The following is a 20,615-nucleotide window of genomic DNA, read 5'->3' as shown; positions in this document are numbered from 1 at the left end:
ACCTGCTGGCCAAAATTGACCCTTATGAATAAAATAAAAAAGAGGTTGTTGTATTGTCTGGGAGTTATAGTACTCGCTTACCTCTTAATGCTAATACCAGATTCAGACAAAGCGGGAGGTAGTGCCGCAACCAATAAAGCTTTTGTATGGGATAAAGATATATTATGGAGCCAGTTGGAAGATAATTTCAAAATAGCCAAACTGGAAAATAAATCGAAAATTGATTCAAATATCCAGGCTTTGTTTTTATCAGGAGAAAAATTAGTTGATAAAATAAAGTTGCCAGGTATTGCTGCTACAGATACAAGCTTCACCCTTCTTTTAAATAATTTTTTTTCGCTTGCACCACTGATTGCAGCTCAGCCACAGCAAAGAGATTCCTTTATTCGTTTCTACAATAAAATCCGCAGGGAAGTCAAGTTACAGTCACAGCACTGGAAAATAAATGACGTTGTGGTACGCAATAGTTTATACCAGTTATTATATGGCATGCGGGCAGCGGAAGAAGAAGTGTTATTGCAAACTGCGTCCGTTCCTTTTGACGCAGCCATTATGGTAACTGATGGAGCCTCTGCGACACCTGCTGCAACATTATTTGGCATCACCGTTCACAGTGGCGATTTACTGGTATCACGGGGAGGTGCAGAAGTATCGGCATTGATCTCAAGAGGCAATGATTACCCGGCGAATTTTTCTCATGTGGCTTTAATTTATGTGAATGAAAAAGAAAATGCTTTTTTAATCGAGGCGCATATTGAAAAAGGTGTAGCCGTTTCTTCATTGGCTCAATATATAAAAGATAAAAAATTGCGTTGTATGGTGTTGCGTCCCCGGGCCGATTTACTTCAATTGCAGCAGGATAAAATGTTGCCACAAAAAGCAGCGAAGCTGGCGTATGATGAGGCACTCAGCCGGCATATCCCTTACGATTTCAAAATGAATTTTTACGACAGTACCGCTATGTTTTGTTCGGAGGTGGCCTCTTATGCCTATCGAAAAAATGGCATTGATTTATGGCAGGGTGTGTCTACTATTTCATCACCTGGAGTTGTTGACTGGTTGAATGCATTTGGGGTAGAAAATTTTGTGACGCAGATGCCGGGCGACCTGGAATATGATCCGCAGTTAAGTGTGATAGCAGAATACCGCGACCCCGAAACACTGCTGAAAGATCATATTGATAATGCAGTAATGGATGTGTTGCTGGAGCAGGCAGATAAAGGAAAACAGATTAAGTACAATCACTGGCAATTACCTTTTGTGCGTATGGTAAAAGGCTGGTGCATGGTAAAAAATTATTTTGGCAAGCCAGCTATCATACCGGAAGGAATGAGTGCAACAAGAGCGTTAAAAAATCAGTATTTTGTCGCCATGTACCAGGCACTTAAAACAAAAGCGGTCGTTAAAATTGACCAGTTTAAAAAAGACAACCATTACCTGCCACCTTACTGGCAAATGATAAATCTGGCAAGGGAAGCTGCAACAGAGCAATAAGGCAGTTCTTAGGCTGCTGCTTGTTCTGCAATTTCGTCCATGCTGATACCACTGTGACTTTCATCGTAAATGCATTCACTGTTTTTTATCAGCAATACCTGAGGCGATTCATGGCTCACATCAAATACATCCACTATTTTTTGCGAGATATTTCTGTGTTTAATAAGATCAAGATAATAGAAATCAATGCCAGCAGGCGCTGATCCTCTTTCCAAACGGCTTTTAGCCATGCTGCTGATAGAGCAACGTGTGCTGTGTTTAAAAATAAGTTGCGGTTTGGTATTTGAAAGGTTTTTGATATCGCTTAATTGCGCTTCGTCGTTTAGTTCAATCCAGTTCATATAATTAAGGAGTACTTTTTAGTGAATGATTTTTTCGGTCATTGGGCAGCCGGTTTTCCTGCTTGAATAACAGGATGTCAAAACAGCTAACATGGTAAAAATTACCAGCGTAGTTAAAATGATTTTCTTCATGTGTTTTTTAAATTGAATAAGATCAATAAAACGCAAAGATACAAAATGGCGATTATTAACATAGGCGCAGGGTTTTGCTATTTAAATCTTAACTTGCCTTTAGTATTTCAAACTTCATTTTTAACGATGCTTTTCGGAGTACTATTTTCAACAACAACCAATTAAAACAACAACAAAATTCCCCCAATGTCTTTACAATTAGTCCGACCAATAGCCTTTATAGATTTAGAAACCACCGGTGTAAACCTGTCAACAGACAGGATAGTAGAAATTGCGATGATAAAAATTTTGCCTGATGGCAGCCGCGTGGTAAAAAGAAAATTAATCAATCCACAAATGCCTATCCCGGCTGTAACTACCGCCATACATGGCATTACAGATGAAATGGTAAAAGATGCGCCGACTTTTAAACAGGCAGGAAATGAGTTAAAAATGTTTATAGAAAACTGCGACCTGGGAGGTTACAACAGCAATCGTTTTGATATCCCTATGCTGATGGAAGAGTTTTTGCGTGCAGGAATGGATGTAGATCTCAGCACCCGGAAGATGGTGGATGTTCAGCATATTTTTTACACCATGGAGCCCCGTACTTTAACCGCAGCCTATAAATATTATTGTGAGAAAGAACTGGTTGATGCGCACAGTGCCGAGTCGGATGTTAATGCAACCATTGATGTGTTGTTGTCGCAGATACAGCGTTATCCGCAATTGGGTAATTCAGTGGAGAGTATTTTAGGTTCAATAGGGGAAGAAAAGATAGTAGATTATGCCCGCCGCTTTTTATTTAATGATAAGGGCGTGGAGGTTTTTAATTTCGGAAAGCATAAGGGCCGGCCGGTGATGGATGTATTAAAAGCGGAACCGCAATATTACGATTGGATGATGCGGGGCGATTTTCCGTTGCATACCAAGCAGAAATTGACCGAGATTTTGAACAGAACCCTGTTAAAGAATACCTAATTAGAAAGTTCGCGTAAAATGGTATGGGAAATATTATTTACAAATTGTACTTTCGTTTAAAGTATGCCATTTTAGTCTTTGGAGAAACTTGTTATCATACCAACCTATAACGAAAAAGAAAATATTGCCTCCATTATTGAGGCCGTATTTGCTTTGCAGCAACAGTTTCACGTGCTTATTATTGACGATGGGTCACCTGATGGAACCGCTGAAATTGTAAAAACACTATTTTCAAAATACCCGGCTCAATTATTTTTAGAAGAACGCAAAGGGAAGTCTGGTTTGGGTACTGCCTACATCCATGGGTTCAGGTGGGCGCTTGCAAAAGGTTACCAGTTTATTTTTGAAATGGACGCCGACTTTTCTCACAACCCGGCAGATTTGCAGCGCTTATATGAAGCTTGTAAAAGTGGGGCTGGGGTGGCAGTAGGGTCAAGATACGTAAAAAATGGTGCTGTTGAAAACTGGCCGGCCAATCGTATCGCCTTGTCGAAGGGAGCTTCTTTATATACAAGGCTAATCACCTGGATGCCGGTAATGGATCCAACTGCCGGATTTGTTTGTTACCGCCGGGAAGTATTAGAAGCCATTAATTTATCAGCTATTCATTTTGTAGGATATGCCTTCCAGATAGAAATGAAATTTGCCGCCTGGAAATTGGGATTTGTCATTAAAGAAGTGCCCATCACTTTTAAAGACCGTAAGCTGGGCGATAGTAAAATGAACAAAGGCATCATTAAAGAAGGCGTTTTTGGTGTAATTAAATTACGCTGGTTAAGCCTTTTTAAAAACTATCGCAACAATGTAAAAAGCGGTGATACTGTAAATTTTCAACGCCAGGAAATAATACTGGAAGGAGAATAGTATCAGTATCAATCCCTCACTTCTTTACTTGCTTCCATCAAAAAAATACATTTTCTGAAGGCAAAATCCTTTGTCTGAAATATTTAAACTCCGCACTTACCGTCTTGAAATCACCCCTGAAATTTACATTGCAAATTAACAGAAGTTATTGTTGCCGTTTTGTATCATATTCTTGTACTGCTCATGTCACCAGGTTGGGCCTTAGTTCCGGAGTGAGGCCCGATCATTCTTTCAGTGCTCAGATGTGTCCTTATACAATTTTGGGTACGAGTTGGATACTTAAGTTATACGCCAGTGTCACCTGCATTGCTGTCAATTATTCTTTGGAAAAACTGTTTCTCTTTTAATAGCTGGTTTTAATTATTTTTACGCCCTTCAATCAATATTGCAGTAATTAAAACCACTATACATGTATGATATCTGTTGCATAGGACACATTACGCTGGATAAGGTAATAACTAATAGAGGCGAAAAGCACATGGCCGGGGGAACATCATTTTATTTCTCCAATGCGCTGCGGAACATGGATGTGAATTATTGCCTGGTTACAGCATTGGCGGTAAGTGAAAATCGTTTTGTCGAGGAGCTGCGTGCCAATGGAACAGAGGTAATTGCGCTGCCCAGTAAACATACCGTTTATTTCGAAAATAATTATGCCAACAGTCTCGACCACCGCACCCAGCGGGTACTGCAAACTGCGTATCCATTTACGGTTGATCAGCTAGGAAATATTGATGCTGCCATTTTTCACCTTGGGCCGTTGCTGGCGGATGATATACCATTGGCATTAATAAAAGAACTGGGTGGCAGGGCCAGGATATCGCTGGATGTGCAGGGATACCTGCGCAAGGTAGAAGACAAACAGGTACAGGCGGTTGACTGGGAAGAAAAAAAAGAAGCTTTGCAATACGTTGAAATCGTTAAGGCTGACGAATCAGAACTACAGGTTCTAACCGGAACCAACAGTGTGCGCAGAGGCGCTGAAATGCTTGCAGAATGGGGAGTAAAGGAGGTGGTAATTACCTTTAACAGCAAAGGTTCGTTGGTATATGCCAACAATATTTTTTATGATATCCCGGCCTTTGTACCTGCAGTAGAAACTGATGCAACAGGATGCGGAGATACCTATATGGCCGGCTATTTATATCAGCGTGTAAAAGGAGCTTCTGTACAGGATGCAGGAGAATTTGGAGCAGCAATGGCCAGTTTGAAAATTGAATCTTCGGGACCTTTTACAGGTACTAAAGAAGCAGTGCTCCTTCAAATGGAAAAAAGTAAAACGTACAACACAACTATAAATTAAACACATGAAATACTTATCCAGGTTGTTATTGTTATTGCCTTTGACATGGCTCTCTTTTACGAATCCTCCTAAAAAGATTAAGGTAGTTTTTTTTGGCGATTCAATTACACAGGCTGGTGTTCAGCCAACAGGGTATATTACGAAGCTTGATAGCGTAATAAAGCAATTGCATTTGCCTGATTCTATTGAACTCGCCGGTGCCGGCATAGGTGGTAATAAAGTATACGACCTGTATTTGAGAATGGATGAGGATGTGCTGAAAAAAAATCCCGACGTAGTTGTTATATATGTGGGCATAAATGATGTATGGCATAAAGCCAGTTCAGGCACCGGCACTGACCCTGATAAATTTGAACGGTTCTATCGGGCCATCATCAAAAAATTGCAGGAGAAAAATATTAAAGTTATTCTATGCACGCCGTCAGTCATTGGTGAGCGCAATGATAATTCCAACCAGCAGGACGGCGATTTGAACCAATACAGCACCATTATCCGTACAATGGCAAAAGACCTTTCTTTGCCGGTTTGCGATTTGCACAAAGCTTTCGCTGATTACCTCAAAGTTAATAATGCTTCCAACCAGGAAAAAGGAATATTAACATCAGACCGTGTGCACCTGAATGAAAAAGGTAATTTATTTGTGGCTATGGAAATGTGGAAGGCGTTGCAGAATATCATTAAATAATTTACCAGCCATTAATTGGATGCGGCATGTTACTATCAAAAGAAAATCTTAAAAAAATAAATAGGGACGCAGTATTATTGCCGGATGAAGCCCTGCTGAATTTACCGGAAAAAGTGTTGCAATTTGGTACAGGCGTATTATTGCGGGCACTGCCCGATTATTTTATCGACAAGGCTAACCGTTGTGGTAAATTCAACGGCCGGATTGTGGTGGTAAAATCGACTGATGGCGGTGATGCAGGTGCGTTTGACAGGCAGAATGGTTTATATACATTGTGCATGCGTGGCATTGCAGATGGAAAATCAATACAGGAAAGTGTGGTTTGTTCTTCTGTAAGCAGGGTATTGTCCGCTGCAAAAAACTGGCAGTCTGTGCTGGAGTGCGCCGCCAATCCGGAACTTGCTGTAATTATTTCAAACACAACAGAAATAGGTATTGAATTGGTAAAAGAACCTATCAGCTCAAATCCGCCTGTATCTTACCCTGCTAAATTACTAGCCTTTTTATATGAACGGTTTAAAGTATTCGGGGGAAGTGTGCAAAGCGGCTTTGTGATTATACCAACAGAATTAATTTCAGATAATGGCAATAAATTAAAAGCCATTGTTCAGGAACTGGCAGAGTGGAATGAATTGGATAAAAAATTTATTGAATGGCTGCTGGCGTGCAACCAGTTTTGCAATTCGCTGGTTGACAGAATTGTACCGGGCTTACCGGATGCAGGCAAAAAAGCGGCGCTTGAGCAGGAACTAGGATACCAGGATGATCTGCTGATCATGAGCGAAGTATATAGCCTGTGGGCAATTGAAGGTAATGAGCAGGTAAAGTCGGTATTGTCTTTTGCAGCTTCAGATCCGGGCGTTGTAATTGCAGATGACATCACGGTTTTCAAGGAATTGAAACTGCGCTTGCTCAACGGAACACACACACTCAGTTGCGGGGTCGCATTCCTGGCCGGTTTTATCACTGTAAAGGAAGCAATGAATGATGCCATCCTGAGCCAGTATATAAAACAGCTTATGCTGGAGGAAATAGCAGTTGCCATTCCATTCAACGTAGAAGAAAAGCATGCAAAGGAATTTGCATTAAAAGTGTTGGACCGGTTCAGCAATCCAAGTATAGAACATCAGTGGATAAGCATTACCCTAAATTATACAGCCAAATTAAAAATGCGGGTTGTGCCTGTTTTACAGTGCTACTACAAACTATACAAAAAAGTGCCTGAAAATATAGCAACTGGATTTGCTGCCTGGCTTCTATTTATGCATGAGGTAAAAAAGGATGGCAATAATTATAGGGGAGAATGGAAAGGAAAGGCTTATCCTGTTAAAGATGAGATGGCATCTTTGTTCTTTGATCAGTGGCATAATTTAACCCCTGATAATTTAGTAAAAGCTGCCCTATCTGACATCAATTTATGGGGTGCAGATCTTACACAACTGGATGGTTTTACGGAAAATGTTACTCTTAAATTAAAAGCCATTATGCAGCAGGGAATCATGGCTGTAATTGTTTAGCACAAAGCACGATAATCATTGTATAACAATCAGAAAAGTAATGTGGAATGAAAAAATTTATGGATGACAATTTTTTGCTAAAAAATGCAACTGCACAAAGGCTGTATCACGACTTTGCAAAAAAAATGCCCATTATTGATTACCACAATCATCTTTCACCGGAACAAATTGCCAATGACATTAACTTCGAAAACCTTACCCAGCTTTGGTTGTACGGAGATCATTATAAGTGGAGGGCAATGCGTACCAATGGGATAAATGAAAAATTCATTACCGGCGACGCTACTGACTACGAAAAGTTTGAGCAGTGGGCAGCCACTGTTCCCTATACATTGCGCAACCCACTGTATCACTGGACCCACCTGGAATTGCAGCGCTATTTTAACATCGATACCATATTATCTCCGGCAACCGCAAAGGCGATATATGATGAATGCGCAGCCAAATTAAAAACGCCTGCATTTTCTGTAAGGAATTTGTTGCTGAAAATGAATGTGAAAGTACTTTGCACAACTGACGACCCCACCGATACCCTGGAACATCATCAAAAATTACGGGCCGATGAATTTGAAATAAAGGTACTTCCAGCCTTCAGGCCGGATAAAGCAATGAATGTAGATGATGTGGAGTCCTTTAACAACTATGTAAACAAATTACAGGAAGTATCCGGAATATTAATTGCAAGTTGGGATGATTATTTGCATGCCCTTAAAACACGTCATGACTTTTTTGCAACAATGGGATGTACCATCAGCGATCATGGATTGGAACAATTATATGCTGTTGATTACAACGAAGCGGAAATAAAAAATATATTCCGTAAAATCACTTCAAACGAAACCATTTCGCAACAGGAGAACATAAAATTTAAATCAGCTATGCTGATACAATTTGCATTATGGGATCATGAAAAAAACTGGGTGCAGCAATACCACGTAGGGGCTTTACGTAATAACAACTCAAGGATGCTGAAAGAACTTGGTGCTGATACCGGATGGGATTCCATTGGTGATTTTTCGCAGGCAAAGCAGTTATCCAAATTTCTGGATAAGCTTGACAGTACTAATCAACTGGCAAAAACTATACTGTATAATTTAAATCCAGCGGACAATGAATTAATGGCTACCATGGCCGGCAATTTCAATGATGGAAGTGTGGCGGGAAAAATGCAATATGGTGCATCATGGTGGTTTTTAGATCAGAAAGATGGTATTATAAAGCAGCTTGAAACCCTGAGCAATATGGGCCTGCTGAGTAAGTTTATTGGCATGCTTACAGACAGTCGCAGCTTTATGAGTTATCCACGCCATGAATATTTCAGAAGAACGCTTTGTAATATCATTGGTGAGGAAATTGACAATGGAGAGTTACCTGATGATATCAATTGGGCTGGTAAAATAATACAAGACATCTGCTTCAACAATGCGAAGGCATATTTTGGATGGTAACACAAATCAGGCAATAAGCTTTCAATAGATTATATTTAGACCCTCACTTTGAGTACCATTTTTTGTATGGGTAAATCGTCCACGGCAATCATTGGCGCATGAACATCTTCAGGAAATAAAATAACAAATTGGCCTGCATGCAATTCAAAAAACATGTCGGGCTTATCTTCAAAAATTAATACATCATTCTCGGTATCGTATGCTCCTTTTGGTTTAACACAACTGGCTCTGGGTTTCCATCCGAACTTTTCTTTTCCACGTATACAAACCTGGATGTCGATGTGTTGATTATGGCACTCAAATTCGTCAATCGATTTTTCTTCGCTTACGCCAGGTTGAGTAAAAAAAATTGCTTTAATATTCTCGCCATCAACAATATATTTCCCCGCGGGTATTACAGAAAGTGCCGAACTATTGATATAGGCAAATGCCTTTTCAAAAAAGGGGTGTAGAGAAAAATATTTAGTTGCGTCTGTCAATGAGTCAATTATCATGAGCGTTTATTTTTGATTTCAAAGAAACAATGTTCTTGTGAATAAAGTGTATAAAAGATTTAAAAGTCGTTCCTGTACAATGATTTTAAACAGGCAATGAATGTTGTTATCCTTAGTCAGTTAGTGTAAAAAAAAATTAATAAAAGAGCATATACAGTAAGTTTTGGCAATGCATTTAATTACAGTACAGATTACCTGCGTTGTTACTTTATGCCATGAAACTATCTGCCAGCCCATGTTGTATTGAACATGAGATTTTAGTTGCTGTTCAACTGGAACACGAATTTTCTTGAAAAAAAGTATGCGGAATTTAAAAACTTTTACCGGCTAAAAATATAGAATGGTATGGTTGTTGCAAAAGCGATTGTTGTATTTTTAGTTTTCATTTTTTATTCCAATAACTATGACCATTCTTCCAACAATCATCTCCCGTTATTTTATTTATTTAAAAATTTGCAGATCCTACCAGCGGTGTCAGCCAGAAGATTTGCCAGACGGCAGGTAGTTTAACAGTACTGGTTGCGAATGTATGCTTACGCATTTCTGCGATGGACCATGCTGCACGTCTGTTAGTCAAATTTGTGCAGTGATGCATTGATACTACTTCCTTTTATAACAAGCTTGCAGGTTGCTGTTTAATATGGCCAGGGAGGGTGTTTGCGTTTCTCCAAGCAGTATAAGTCATTCATTGCAACAATTATTATCCGGTAATTCTTGTTGCACCTGATAAAAGCTGCCCAAAATTGCTGGCAGACCGGCAATTTTTCTATGAATTTTTGAATGTCCCATTGCGAAAAGCGCTTACTCTTCCGCTAAAGAAGCGCCACGTAGTTAAGTCAATATCCATACAAATCCAATTTACATGAAACAGATTTCATTACTCCTTTTTTGGCTATTTTGTACGCTGTTTTCAAATGCTAAAAATTATTATGTTTCTGCGTCAGGCGATGACTCAAACGATGGTTTAACAATAAACACACCATGGCAGTCGCTGGCTAAAGTTAACCAATCGTCTTTCGCTGCTGGCGATGTTATTTTATTTAAACGAGGCGATTCATTTTACGGGACCATCAATGTATCAAATAACAACCTTACGTTTGATGCCTATGGTACAGGGGCATTACCTGTTATATCAGGGTTTACAACGTTGTCTTCATGGACTTCAGTTGGCGGTGGGGTATATCAGGTATCAGCCCCAGATGTCAAAAACGCAGTGAACATGGTCGTTATTGATGATGTACCACAAGAGGTTGGCCGTTACCCAAATGCCGATGCACCCAACGGGGGGTATTTAACCGCAACCGGTTTTTCCGGAACTACGGAAATAAGTGCAGATGGCCTTTCGGGAGAGGTATGGACAGGTGCTGAACTTGTAGCGAGAAAAATGTCTTACATTATTGAGAGGAACCGTATTGCGTCTCAATCCGGTAATACTTTAACGTATGTTCAAACGATTCAAACAATTAATCCCAGAAATTCCAGTAATCAATCGCCTGCATTGCCGAATTCGCCGGGATTTGGATTATTCATTCAGAGAGATTTTAAAACATTGGATAAGCTGGGGGAGTGGTTTTATGATTCAACCACACATCTTATGAGCATGTATTTTGGAGCCACTAATCCGGATGGCTATAGCATTCGTGCAAGTTCATTTGATACTTTAATCAACATTGGTGACCATAGCGGTATTACCATAAACAGTTTAAGTTTAAGCGGCGCTAACCTGGCTGCTGTATTTTTTCACGATGGCCGCGATATTACGATAACAAACTGTACTATTACCAATAGTGGCGCCAAGGCAATATTTGGATGGTATTCATTCAATACTTTTATTAGTAGTAATACAATTAACTATTCCTTATGCAGCGCTATTGATGTTAGAGGCATAGCAAGTAATGTTACCATAACAAATAACCGCATTAAAAATACAGCACTGTTTCAGGGCATGGGAAGTTTTTATGATCCGGCTGATGCCAATGGGATATACGTAGGTGTATCAACAGGAGCCAGGGTGAGCCTTAACAGCATAGATAGCACCGGTTATAATGGAATTCATTTTGATGGATCGAACGTAAATATCGACAGCAATTTCGTAAACTATTTCTGTTCAAATAGAAATGACGGGGGGGGTATTTACACATTTAGTACCAGAAATACCAATCGGAAAATTAGGAATAATATTGTTACAAATGGAGTATTTGCACCGTTGGGTACGCAGGAAGATACTGGAGCACAAGGCATTTATCTCGATGGTGGAGCTCAGGGAGTTGAGATATTGAACAATACCATCGATGCTCTTTCCGGCAGCGCATTCGCTGTATTTATGAATTCGCCAAAAGATGTTTTGGTGAGGGGCAATACTGCATACAATTGTAACGGGTGGTATGTAGGCCGGCAATACAATGAAGGAATGTATAATTTTTCTTTAAAGAAAAACATTATTTTTAACACCCAGCCGACCCAACTGCCTGTGTTGCATACCCATACTGGTTTAAACACAACAATAGGTTATGTCGCAGGCAATATACAGCAGTCGCTGCAGCAGCTGGGGGCAGTTGACAGCAATTACTACAATCTACTAAATCCAGCAGGCTTTTCATGGTATTATGCCAACACGTTTGGAGGGGGCTTTACCTTCCCTCCTTCAGTGGATTTATCGTCATGGCAGGAGTATACCGGGTTGGACGCCCATTCAGTAAAACTTGTAACCGATAAATCCATATTAGAATACAACGCAACGGCAGTTAATAAAACAGTGTCATTGGGTAGTAATATCTATAGGGATGTATTTGGTAAAACATATTCCGGTAATATCTCACTGGCACCTTATTCTAGCGTTATTTTAATCAATAATGGTGGCGTATTGGCAAATCACCCACCGGTAGCCAATGCGGGGGTTGACAAATCCATCATGCTACCTGTTAATACTGTAACTCTTACGGGTAGTGGTACCGATGCAGATGGCTCCATCAGCAGTTATGCCTGGAACAAGATTTCGGGGCCAACAGGCGGAACTATCGTCAGTGCCAATGCAGCGTCAACAGCATTAAACAATTTGCTGCAGGGTACCTATAATTTGGAATTGACGGTAACGGATGATAGAGGGGCCACGGCAAGGGATACCGTTAAAATAGTTGTCAGTGCGGCAACTGCAGTTGCAATAGGTTCTAACAAGGCGCCCGTTGTAAATGCCGGCAGCGATAAAACAGTTACGCTTCCGGCAAATACTGTAACGCTCACCGGCACGGCAACCGACCCGGATGGTGCAGTGAGCAGTTATCTATGGACAAAAATAGCAGGCCCTGCGGGAGGCACAATAACTACGGCCGGTGCGGCCACCACTTCTGTAGGTAACCTGGTGCAGGGTACGTATAATTTTGAACTGATGGTGACGGATAATAAGGGCGCTAAGTCAAAAGATGTTATTACAGTTGTGGTTAGTGCTGCAAATAATAATAAAGCACCTGTTGCCAATGCAGGTACTGATAAAACCATTACCCTGCCAGTAAATACAGTAACGCTCCAAGGCAGCGGAACAGATGCCGATGGAACCATCGCAGGGTATACATGGGCAAAAATATCCGGACCTGCTGGAGGGACGATTGCTGACAGCAAGGCTGCTTCAACAACCATAAGTAACCTGGTAAAAGGTGCATATAATTTTGTATTGACAGTAACAGATAATAAAGGAGCTTCTTCAAAAGACTCGGTTAAAGTAATTGTTAACGCAGCGGTCGTTACAACTACAAACCCAGGTGCTAATAAGGCGCCTGTAGCCAATGCAGGCACTGATAAAACCGTTACCCTGCCGATAAATACAGTGACGCTTACGGGTAGCGGAACAGATGCGGATGGAACCATCATAGGTTATACATGGGCAAAAATATCCGGACCTGCGGGCGGAACGATCGCCACAAGCAACGCAGCTTCAACAACAATCAATAGCCTGGTACAAGGTGCATATAATTTTGTATTAACAGTAACAGACAACAAAGGTGCTGTTTCAAAAGATTCAGTTAAAGTAATTGTTAATGCAGCGGCTGTTACATCGCCGGTTGCTAATAAGGCGCCTGTTGCAAATGCCGGTGCGGATAAAACCATTACCTTGCCTGCAAACACAGTCGCACTTGGTGGCAGCGGAACCGATACCGATGGAACCATCAGCAGTTACGAATGGATAAAAGTAGCAGGACCTGCAGGCGGAGCAATTGGTACAACCAATGCATCTTCAACCGTAATAACCAGCCTTGCCAAAGGAATTTACAAGTACGCATTAATTGTAAAAGACAACAAAGGACTTACAGGAAGAGATACGGTACAAATTACAGTGAATGCGGCATTGCATTCATTGGCTGCCAGCGCCGGCACCAGCAAATCTGTAACGCTGCCAAGAGATACTGTGTCATTGGTTGCCAATGTATCCGTAATAAATGCGATTGTTACCAGCTATTCATGGACACAAATAGGAGGTTCTGCTGCGATAATAGAAAACGGTAATGCGGCTGCTTGCCTGGTTAAGAATTTAACGAAAGGCAACTATACTTTCGAGCTGACTGTTACAGATAATGCAGGCGGCGTTGCAAAAGATACCATCAGCATAACAGTGGCGGAAGATCCGTTTTTACACCGTGGTTCTTCGCTCAGTGTTTATCCTAACCCGGTAAAAAATACCGCCAATCTTGACCTTAAAACTGCTGCAAAAGATGGAACCAAAATAATGGTTTCGGTTATTAACAGCAGTGGTAAGGTAATGTCAAGAAAGCAGTTTGTAAGCGCTGGTAATAATCCTGTTTTAAAACTGGATATGACTGATTTGCTGGATGGCTTTTACATTGTTAATCTCATTATTGAAAATGAACAGCCCTTAAACGCAAAAGTTATAAAGGCCAGGTGATGTAGTATCAGCTAACTTAGAAATTAAAAGCGACATTGAATTTGTAAAATGTCGCCTTTTTAATTTTTTAAAAGAAATTTATAATTTCCCCGTGAGTGCCGCTATTCCGTCACGGTAATTATCACTCACCGGCAATTCCAGGGAGTCAATAAAAACGCTTGATTTCCGAACGGAAGTAATAAATGCAATAGAAACGATGTACGATTTATGAATGCGAATAAAAGATTCAGGAGATAACTGCTCTTCAATTGTTTTCATCGGCATTCTTGTAACGAGGGGCCGCTGCGTACTTTTAAGGTGAATTTTTATATAGTCTTTTAAACCTTCAATATATATAATATCAGCAGTAACTACTTTCACCAAACTGTAGTCGACATTTACAAAGAAATACCCTGCCCCGGAAGCAACTTTGGGTTGCGCTCTTAAATAAAATAGTTCCCTCGCTTTATTGCAGGCGTTTACAAAACGGTCCAGCGAAACAGGCTTTACCAGATAATCTGTTACATTCAGCTCAAAGCCCTGCAGCGCAAATTTTTCGTAAGCTGTAATTAAAATAATCATAGGCTTTACCGTCATGCTTTGTATAAACTGAAGTCCGGTAAGCCCCGGCATCTGAATATCTAAAAAAATAAGGTCAACTGTTTGCTGCTCCATGATGGACATTGCTTCCATCGCATTATCGCAGGCCGCTACCAGTTGCAGGTAAGGCACTTTGCTGATATTATCAGTAAGTAATTCCAGTGCTAATGGCTCATCATCTATGGCAATGCAACGAATCATACAGCAAGATTTATTTGTAATGAAACAATAAATTTCCCATTCTCTTTTACAATTTGCAAGGTATGATGATTGGGATATAATAAGTCCAGTCTTCTTTGAACATTTGTTAAACCAATACCACTGGCCTTATCCTTTACTTCCACCGATGTAGGATCGTATTTATTGGCTACTATAAACTGTAGTGTGTTATTTTCCGCCTTAAGGTCAATATCTATCTGTGCCTGTTCAATCATACCCGTGCCGTGTTTAAAAGCGTTCTCAACAAAGGGTATCAGCAGCATTGGTTCAATATCATATAATTTATCCGTTGTCTGCATATTTACATTGATGATAACCTTCTTGCTAAAGCGTTGCCGTTGCAGGTCAATATAACTTTGCAGGTATTCTGTTTCTTTTTCCAGCGATACTTTTTCTTCATCTGTTTCATACAACATGTACCTCATTAAAGAAGATAATTTAATAAGGGACGGCTCCAGGAGATCAGATTGTTTGCGTGCAAGTGCCACCATGTTGTTCAGCACATTAAACATAAAATGGGGGCTTACCTGCGAGCGTAAAAGCGATAACTCTGTTTTTAAATATTCGTTCTCTTTTTCCTTCGCCAGGTTATCCGCAATTATTCTATCCCTGATAGTTTTGTAGGCAATACTGCAGGCCAATATAAACAGGAAAATGAATGTAGAAAAGAAGACGTGTTTTCTAAATTCGAAAGTCTTATCTGCAGGTGTGAAAAAAACCTTTAATAACCACAGCAGCATCACATACATTGTAAAGCTTCCAAAAATTGCGAGGGTATACAGCGTGTATTTTTTTTTGTAGAATAAGCGGGGTATTATCAAAAGGGCGTTCAGGTAAAAAAAGCCTATCAGCAACACATCACCCGTAAGCCAAATGATGTTGTTGATCGTCTCGTTGGGCGATTTCGGGCGCACAGGTTCATTGGGATTTTGAGGCCTTAACAAATATGGTAAAGAAAACAACAGTACCCATGCTGTTGTATGCAACAGAAGGGTAATCCATTTTTTTGCGTACCAGGGCTTTTTCATACAGGCAAATTAGCAATACATTACAACATAAAAGACCATCCGGCAAATATTGCGACGAAGCAGGCATTTTCAGATACCAAAATGCTAAAAAAATCATCATTTTGGGCGATTATCACCCCAAATTGTAATGATCGTTGCGTTTTTTGGATCATTTGACAAACTTGACCGGGTAATCGCCGTAACCCGATTATTTTTTTTTATTTCTCTCCTTTTTACACCATCTTTTAAATGCAACCGGGTCATTTTTTGTAAAATCACAGAAATGCAGGCCAGTATTGTATTGCAGCGTTTAAATTCAATAATCACACACTGAAATCTTAATGTACATTTTTAAAATTAAAACTCAATATTAATTTAATGTTACCAATTTTGAATGTTGGTAACAGGTAGATTGTTGGACGGGTTGTTGTGTTTAGCTTTGTAAAAAAATTGCCATGCTACCAAAAGACAAATACGAACTTTTTACAGCTGAATATTACAGGCAGGAAATATTTTCTGATGTAGTAACCAAACGGAAGATTAGCAAGCATATTTCTGATATCAACGATACTATTACGGAAGACGATATAAAAAATGTGAAGACAAATTTTGGTAATACATCCACGCTTGATGCCCATCAGATTGAAATGAAGAAAGCCAACAACAATTAATTACAGAAACAGGTAGTGCTGTGCAGCACATGGTCACTTCTTATTATTTGTCTGGCAGCGTATGCTCCAAAAGCATTCGAGTGTAACCGTTGTGATGAGTAGCTGTGATTTCTATCTGCAGTATCCTAGTGCCCATCAGATAACCATAAAAATGATAACTGTACTTACGCAGCCCCCGCCTAATTTTTTTGCACCATAGCCTGCAATAAGGGCTTTAAAAAGATTATTCATCCCGGAAGTATTTAGTTAGTGTTAAAGTGAATGTGACCACTTACACTTTGTAATACCTTTTATTAACCTTATTTATTTTCATTATTCCTTCTTCTCGCCATCTTTTATAGGTATAACAAGCACGGGAATTTTGCTCAGATGAATTACCTTTTCTGCTACATTTTCCATCAGCAACTTATCCAGTCCGCGTCGGTTGTGAGATCCCATTACAATTAAATCAGCCATACCACTTTCAGATGCATCTACAATACTATGCGCAAAACTTCCTTCAGTTACCATCGTTTTAATACTGTCATTGCCCAGGTGTTTTTTTGAATTTTCAAGGAACTCCTGTGCCATTTTTTTTATGTCATCTTTAACTGTGTCTGTTAATGCCGGATCAATTGTATCCATAAATCCACTATATCCCATAATGGGAGAATAATCCAAAGAAGAGTAGTAGGCAGGCTCGGCAATAACATGCAGTAATGTTATTTCGGCATTCAATGCTGTCGCAATTTTATAACCTGTTTCTGCAATCATTTCTGCAGAGGGTTCGTAATCCAATGCAATGAGTACTTTTTTCATGCGTATAATTTTAAGATTAGGTAATTAATTTGTGTTGAATAACGGATGAAACAATTGCAATAGAAATGCCAATCAGTTAAGGCTTCCTTCAAAAGACAATTCTAATCGTCCGTACATTTATTTATGATCGTCATTTACTTCTATCCAATAGCCATCAGGGTCCTGAAAATACACTTGTTTAATTCCATCTACCCGCGTGGTAACAGCAATTTTTGCACCCAGCCAGTCCTCATATGGAATATGCTCCTGGTTAAGCTTTGTGATGAATTCACTTAAGGATGGAACACTAAGACACAAATGACTAAACTTATCACGGGGAACTCCTTTTTCTGCACCACTTATCAAGTGAAGATTGGCGTTGTCGCTTACTTTAAGCCAGGTATGTTTACCATCGTGAAATGGTTCAGGCACGGAATCCAGCGCTAAAATGTTTTCATAAAATAAAGTGCTTTTTTGCAGGTCAGATACATGAAGTGCAATGTGATTTAGCGTGGTATCCTTTTTGGGAAGGAGTGTTTTTAAACTGAATCCGCAAATTAAAATTGCCAATGGCAAGCCCGTTAATAGTATTTTTTTCATGGATACAAGTTAATAAAAGAAAGCGGCTTTTGTGAATCGGGAAAAAAATATTGAGTAAATTTTAAATCGAAAAATAATTTAGTTGCTTGTGGCGGAGAAAACCGGCTCCCTTAAAATTCTTTATTTTCACTTTATGAAATACATTTTTTTATTCCTGTTGACAGGCTTTGAAAGTAGCCTGATTGCTGCGGTAGCGCAGGCGTCCCAAACATTACCTGCAGGTAAATTGTTTATAATAGGTGGTGGAAACCGGTCGCCGCAATTAATGAAGAAAATGGTAGCTACGGCCGCTCTCGGTCCTAAAGATTATGTGGTAGTATTGCCCATGTCAGGCAGCGAACCAGATACTTCCTTTTATTATTTTAAGGAAGACTTTCAGCCAGTATGTAACGCACCGGTTGCGAATTTAAATTTTACAAAAGATAAAGTGAATGATAAAGGCTGGCTGGATTCAGTGAAGCATGCCCGGCTGATTTTTATAACCGGTGGCGACCAGGAGCGGTTTATGGCGATCGTTTTAAACACTCCCGTATACGAAGCCATTCATGTGGCATTCGCCAATGGCAGTACCATTGCGGGTACCAGTGCCGGCGCTGCTGTAATGAGCGAAAAGATGATCACCGGAAAAGAATTGACTGATACCAATTACAATGCTACGTTTAAAAAAATTCATACAAATAATATCCATATTGCAAAAGGTTTGGGGCTTTTAAATAAAGCCGTAATTGATCAGCATTTTATTGTCAGGAGCCGCTATAACCGCTTGCTGTCGGCTATTGCAAGCTTCCCCTCCTATGCCTGCATTGGCATTGATGAAGCCACGGCTATCATAGCAGAGGGCAATAAAATAACGGTTACAGGCGAGAGCCAGGTAGTGTTGATGCGAAATCCGCGGGGACTTCAAATTACGCCCGCAGGACTTGTTAAAATGAAATCGCTGCAATTGAGTATGTACACGGCTGGGGATGTATTTTTTCTCAATCACCTCTGATGATAATTTCTTTTACTCAAAACACCCCTATCAAACATATATTGGGTCAATTCATTTCTTTGCTTTGTAACATTTGTAACCATCCGGATTTTTAACAGCAGGTAATTTCGTTTTTCAAAACCATTGTTATTAAGGTGATTGAAAATTAAACAGCTAAAAAAATATACAAATGATCAGTGCAATTAAAAAATTATTTGGAATAGGGCCCGCAACGGATTACGCTCAATTGGTAAAGCAGGGAGCCATCATAATTGATGTGCGCAGTAAAGGTGAGTATGCGGGCGGTCATATCAGGGGATCGCTGAATATTCCGCTCGACCAGCTTAATAATAATCTTAACAAGTTAAAAGATAAAAACGCAACCATCATCACCTGTTGCGCTTCAGGGATGCGCAGTTCGTCAGCAAAGGCGCTGCTGACGTCAAAGGGTTACACGGCAGTATTCAATGGTGGTGGATGGAGCAGCTTACAAAATAAATTGTAACCGCAATGTTGGTCGCTTAATTTGACAAAGCTCTTTTTACTGAACATAGCTTTTTTTAAGCCAGGTATTTTGCCTGGCCTTTTTGTAACAACAAAAGAACAAATTTCAGCTGGAAGGTTATTTTAATCCACGCCTTCTCTACTTATTTCAATTGATATTTTTTTACCTGTTACGTTCATTACTTAAAATGATTGCTGCATTTCTATTTAACTTAATTTTAAAGAAAAATTTAAGTATGAAAAAAATGATTGCACTAGCCATCTTCAGCTGCCTCGCCATTGCTGTAGTTTCTGCACAAAAAACACCTGCCAAACTGCTGCGTCATGTGGTAATGTTTAAATTTAAAGACGATGCATCTGCTGAAGGCATTAAGTCTGTTGAAGATGCTTTTATGGCTTTAAAAGGAAAGATCAGCCTGATCAAAGATGTAGAGTGGGGAACCAACAACAGTCCTGAGAAATTGAATGAAGGTTTAACCCATTGTTTTTTTGTAACCTTCGCCAGTGAAAAAGACAGGGACGATTACCTGGTGCACCCGGCCCACCTGGCCTTTGTAACCATTTTAAAACCTTACCTGGATAAAGCAGTCGTGCTGGATTACTGGGCAAAAAAATAAGGTACTCCATCGCTAAACTAACCCGGCCAATAACAATTTGCCAATGTATTTTTCATTATTTTACATTCAATGTCGTTTACTTAGCGAATGAAGGTGGTCGACCTTTTTATAGTTATCAGTTGTTTAATAAGGTCGACCACCTTTTCCCCAGGGCTAAATTTATTTAAGTAAACGACATTGATTTTACATTTAATAATTCTCTTAAAAATACCGCTCCATGTTTGAAAAAAATGTTTTTATTCACCATGTTTATTTTTGGCTGAATCATCCCGAAAATCAACAAGACCGCGACGGATTGATTGAAGGATTGAATAAATTATCAGTAGCTTCCACCATACAGTCTTTTCACATTGGTGTGCCGGCCGCCACCAGCCGTGATGTGATTGATACCAGCTACAGTATATCGTGGTTATTGCTTTTTAAAAACAGAGAAGACCAGGATAGTTACCAGACAGATCCCATCCATTTAAACTTTGTTGCAACCTGCAAGCATCTGTGGAGTAAAGTGGTGGTATACGATACTGTGGGAGTATGAAAAA

General features: G+C 39.9%; 19 protein-coding genes. 13 read left to right on the top strand and 6 right to left on the bottom strand.

Annotated elements, in window-relative coordinates:
- Positions 1-24: 24 nt before the first annotated feature.
- The gene (locus JWR61_RS14595; RefSeq protein WP_301928503.1) at positions 25-1,494 is read left to right on the top strand and encodes a YiiX/YebB-like N1pC/P60 family cysteine hydrolase; all 1,470 of its coding nucleotides are present in this window, start codon (positions 25-27) and stop codon (positions 1,492-1,494) included.
- An 8-nt stretch (positions 1,495-1,502) separates the two neighbouring features.
- Here the strand turns inward: JWR61_RS14595 and ytxJ are convergent, their stop codons facing one another.
- The gene (gene ytxJ, locus JWR61_RS14590; protein ID WP_301928502.1) at positions 1,503-1,835 is read right to left on the bottom strand and encodes a bacillithiol system redox-active protein YtxJ; all 333 of its coding nucleotides are present in this window, start codon (positions 1,833-1,835) and stop codon (positions 1,503-1,505) included.
- 318 nt (positions 1,836-2,153) lie between these two features.
- Here ytxJ and JWR61_RS14585 point away from each other — a divergent pair, with 318 nt between their 5' ends.
- The 6 genes from JWR61_RS14585 (at position 2,154) to uxaC (ending at position 8,744) form a co-directional block, all read left to right on the top strand.
- Positions 2,154-2,927 (top strand): 3'-5' exonuclease, encoded by a 774-nt coding sequence (locus JWR61_RS14585; RefSeq protein ID WP_290335956.1) that lies wholly within the window; start codon positions 2,154-2,156, stop codon positions 2,925-2,927.
- A gap of 78 nt (positions 2,928-3,005) precedes the next feature.
- On the top strand, positions 3,006-3,791 hold the full coding sequence (locus JWR61_RS14580) for a polyprenol monophosphomannose synthase (RefSeq protein ID WP_290335957.1): 786 nt from the start codon (positions 3,006-3,008) through the stop codon (positions 3,789-3,791).
- Positions 3,792-4,200: 409 nt separating this feature from the next.
- On the top strand, positions 4,201-5,094 hold the full coding sequence (locus JWR61_RS14575; protein WP_301928501.1) for a PfkB family carbohydrate kinase: 894 nt from the start codon (positions 4,201-4,203) through the stop codon (positions 5,092-5,094).
- Between the two features lie 4 nt (positions 5,095-5,098).
- Positions 5,099-5,779, top strand: coding sequence for an SGNH/GDSL hydrolase family protein (locus JWR61_RS14570; RefSeq protein WP_290335959.1), 681 nt, complete (start codon positions 5,099-5,101; stop codon positions 5,777-5,779).
- A gap of 26 nt (positions 5,780-5,805) precedes the next feature.
- A complete protein-coding gene (locus JWR61_RS14565; RefSeq protein WP_301928500.1) occupies positions 5,806-7,296 on the top strand; it encodes a tagaturonate reductase in 1,491 nt (496 codons plus the stop codon).
- A gap of 47 nt (positions 7,297-7,343) precedes the next feature.
- Positions 7,344-8,744 carry a glucuronate isomerase gene (gene uxaC, locus JWR61_RS14560; protein ID WP_301928499.1) on the top strand — a complete coding sequence of 467 codons (1,401 nt, stop codon included), beginning with the start codon at positions 7,344-7,346 and terminating at the stop codon, positions 8,742-8,744.
- 35 nt (positions 8,745-8,779) lie between these two features.
- On the opposite strand, the gene JWR61_RS14555 is transcribed toward uxaC, so the two are convergent.
- Complete coding sequence (locus JWR61_RS14555; protein WP_301928498.1) at positions 8,780-9,238, bottom strand: YhcH/YjgK/YiaL family protein; 459 nt, start codon at positions 9,236-9,238, stop codon at positions 8,780-8,782.
- A gap of 862 nt (positions 9,239-10,100) precedes the next feature.
- On the opposite strand from JWR61_RS14555, the gene JWR61_RS14550 reads away from it, so the two are divergent.
- Positions 10,101-14,132 (top strand): right-handed parallel beta-helix repeat-containing protein, encoded by a 4,032-nt coding sequence (locus tag JWR61_RS14550; protein ID WP_301928497.1) that lies wholly within the window; start codon positions 10,101-10,103, stop codon positions 14,130-14,132.
- A 78-nt stretch (positions 14,133-14,210) separates the two neighbouring features.
- Here JWR61_RS14550 and JWR61_RS14545 read toward each other — a convergent pair whose 3' ends face one another.
- Together JWR61_RS14545 and JWR61_RS14540 are read right to left on the bottom strand one after the other, a co-directional pair.
- Entirely contained in the window at positions 14,211-14,912 is a 702-nt protein-coding gene (locus tag JWR61_RS14545) for a LytTR family DNA-binding domain-containing protein (RefSeq protein ID WP_301928496.1), read from the bottom strand.
- Positions 14,909-15,958 (bottom strand): sensor histidine kinase, encoded by a 1,050-nt coding sequence (locus JWR61_RS14540; protein ID WP_301928495.1) that lies wholly within the window; start codon positions 15,956-15,958, stop codon positions 14,909-14,911. Before JWR61_RS14540 ends, JWR61_RS14545 begins: the two co-directional genes overlap by 4 nt.
- A 434-nt stretch (positions 15,959-16,392) precedes the next feature.
- Here JWR61_RS14540 and JWR61_RS14535 point away from each other — a divergent pair, with 434 nt between their 5' ends.
- On the top strand, positions 16,393-16,608 hold the full coding sequence (locus JWR61_RS14535; RefSeq protein ID WP_301928494.1) for a hypothetical protein: 216 nt from the start codon (positions 16,393-16,395) through the stop codon (positions 16,606-16,608).
- A 312-nt stretch (positions 16,609-16,920) separates the two neighbouring features.
- Here JWR61_RS14535 and JWR61_RS14530 read toward each other — a convergent pair whose 3' ends face one another.
- Positions 16,921-17,406, bottom strand: coding sequence for a universal stress protein (locus tag JWR61_RS14530; protein ID WP_301928493.1), 486 nt, complete (start codon positions 17,404-17,406; stop codon positions 16,921-16,923).
- A 117-nt stretch (positions 17,407-17,523) separates the two neighbouring features.
- On the bottom strand, positions 17,524-17,985 hold the full coding sequence (locus JWR61_RS14525; RefSeq protein ID WP_301928492.1) for a VOC family protein: 462 nt from the start codon (positions 17,983-17,985) through the stop codon (positions 17,524-17,526).
- A 133-nt stretch (positions 17,986-18,118) separates the two neighbouring features.
- Here JWR61_RS14525 and JWR61_RS14520 point away from each other — a divergent pair, with 133 nt between their 5' ends.
- The 4 genes from JWR61_RS14520 to JWR61_RS14505 all read left to right on the top strand — a co-directional run bounded on the left by JWR61_RS14520 (position 18,119) and on the right by JWR61_RS14505 (position 20,611).
- Positions 18,119-18,976, top strand: coding sequence for a cyanophycinase (locus tag JWR61_RS14520; protein WP_301928491.1), 858 nt, complete (start codon positions 18,119-18,121; stop codon positions 18,974-18,976).
- 169 nt (positions 18,977-19,145) lie between these two features.
- Complete coding sequence (locus tag JWR61_RS14515) at positions 19,146-19,460, top strand: rhodanese-like domain-containing protein (protein ID WP_301928489.1); 315 nt, start codon at positions 19,146-19,148, stop codon at positions 19,458-19,460.
- A 235-nt stretch (positions 19,461-19,695) separates the two neighbouring features.
- Positions 19,696-20,076, top strand: a complete 381-nt coding sequence (locus JWR61_RS14510) for a Dabb family protein (RefSeq protein WP_301928488.1) — start codon at positions 19,696-19,698, stop codon at positions 20,074-20,076.
- Positions 20,077-20,293: 217 nt separating this feature from the next.
- Positions 20,294-20,611, top strand: coding sequence for a Dabb family protein (locus JWR61_RS14505; RefSeq protein WP_301928487.1), 318 nt, complete (start codon positions 20,294-20,296; stop codon positions 20,609-20,611).
- Positions 20,612-20,615 lie beyond the last annotated feature (4 nt).

It is taken from the genome of Ferruginibacter sp., assembly GCF_028288465.1.
GTDB lineage: Bacteria > Bacteroidota > Bacteroidia > Chitinophagales > Chitinophagaceae > Ferruginibacter.
Note: the sequence above shows the minus strand (reverse complement) of the source record. Positions and strands in the feature narration are given on the sequence as shown.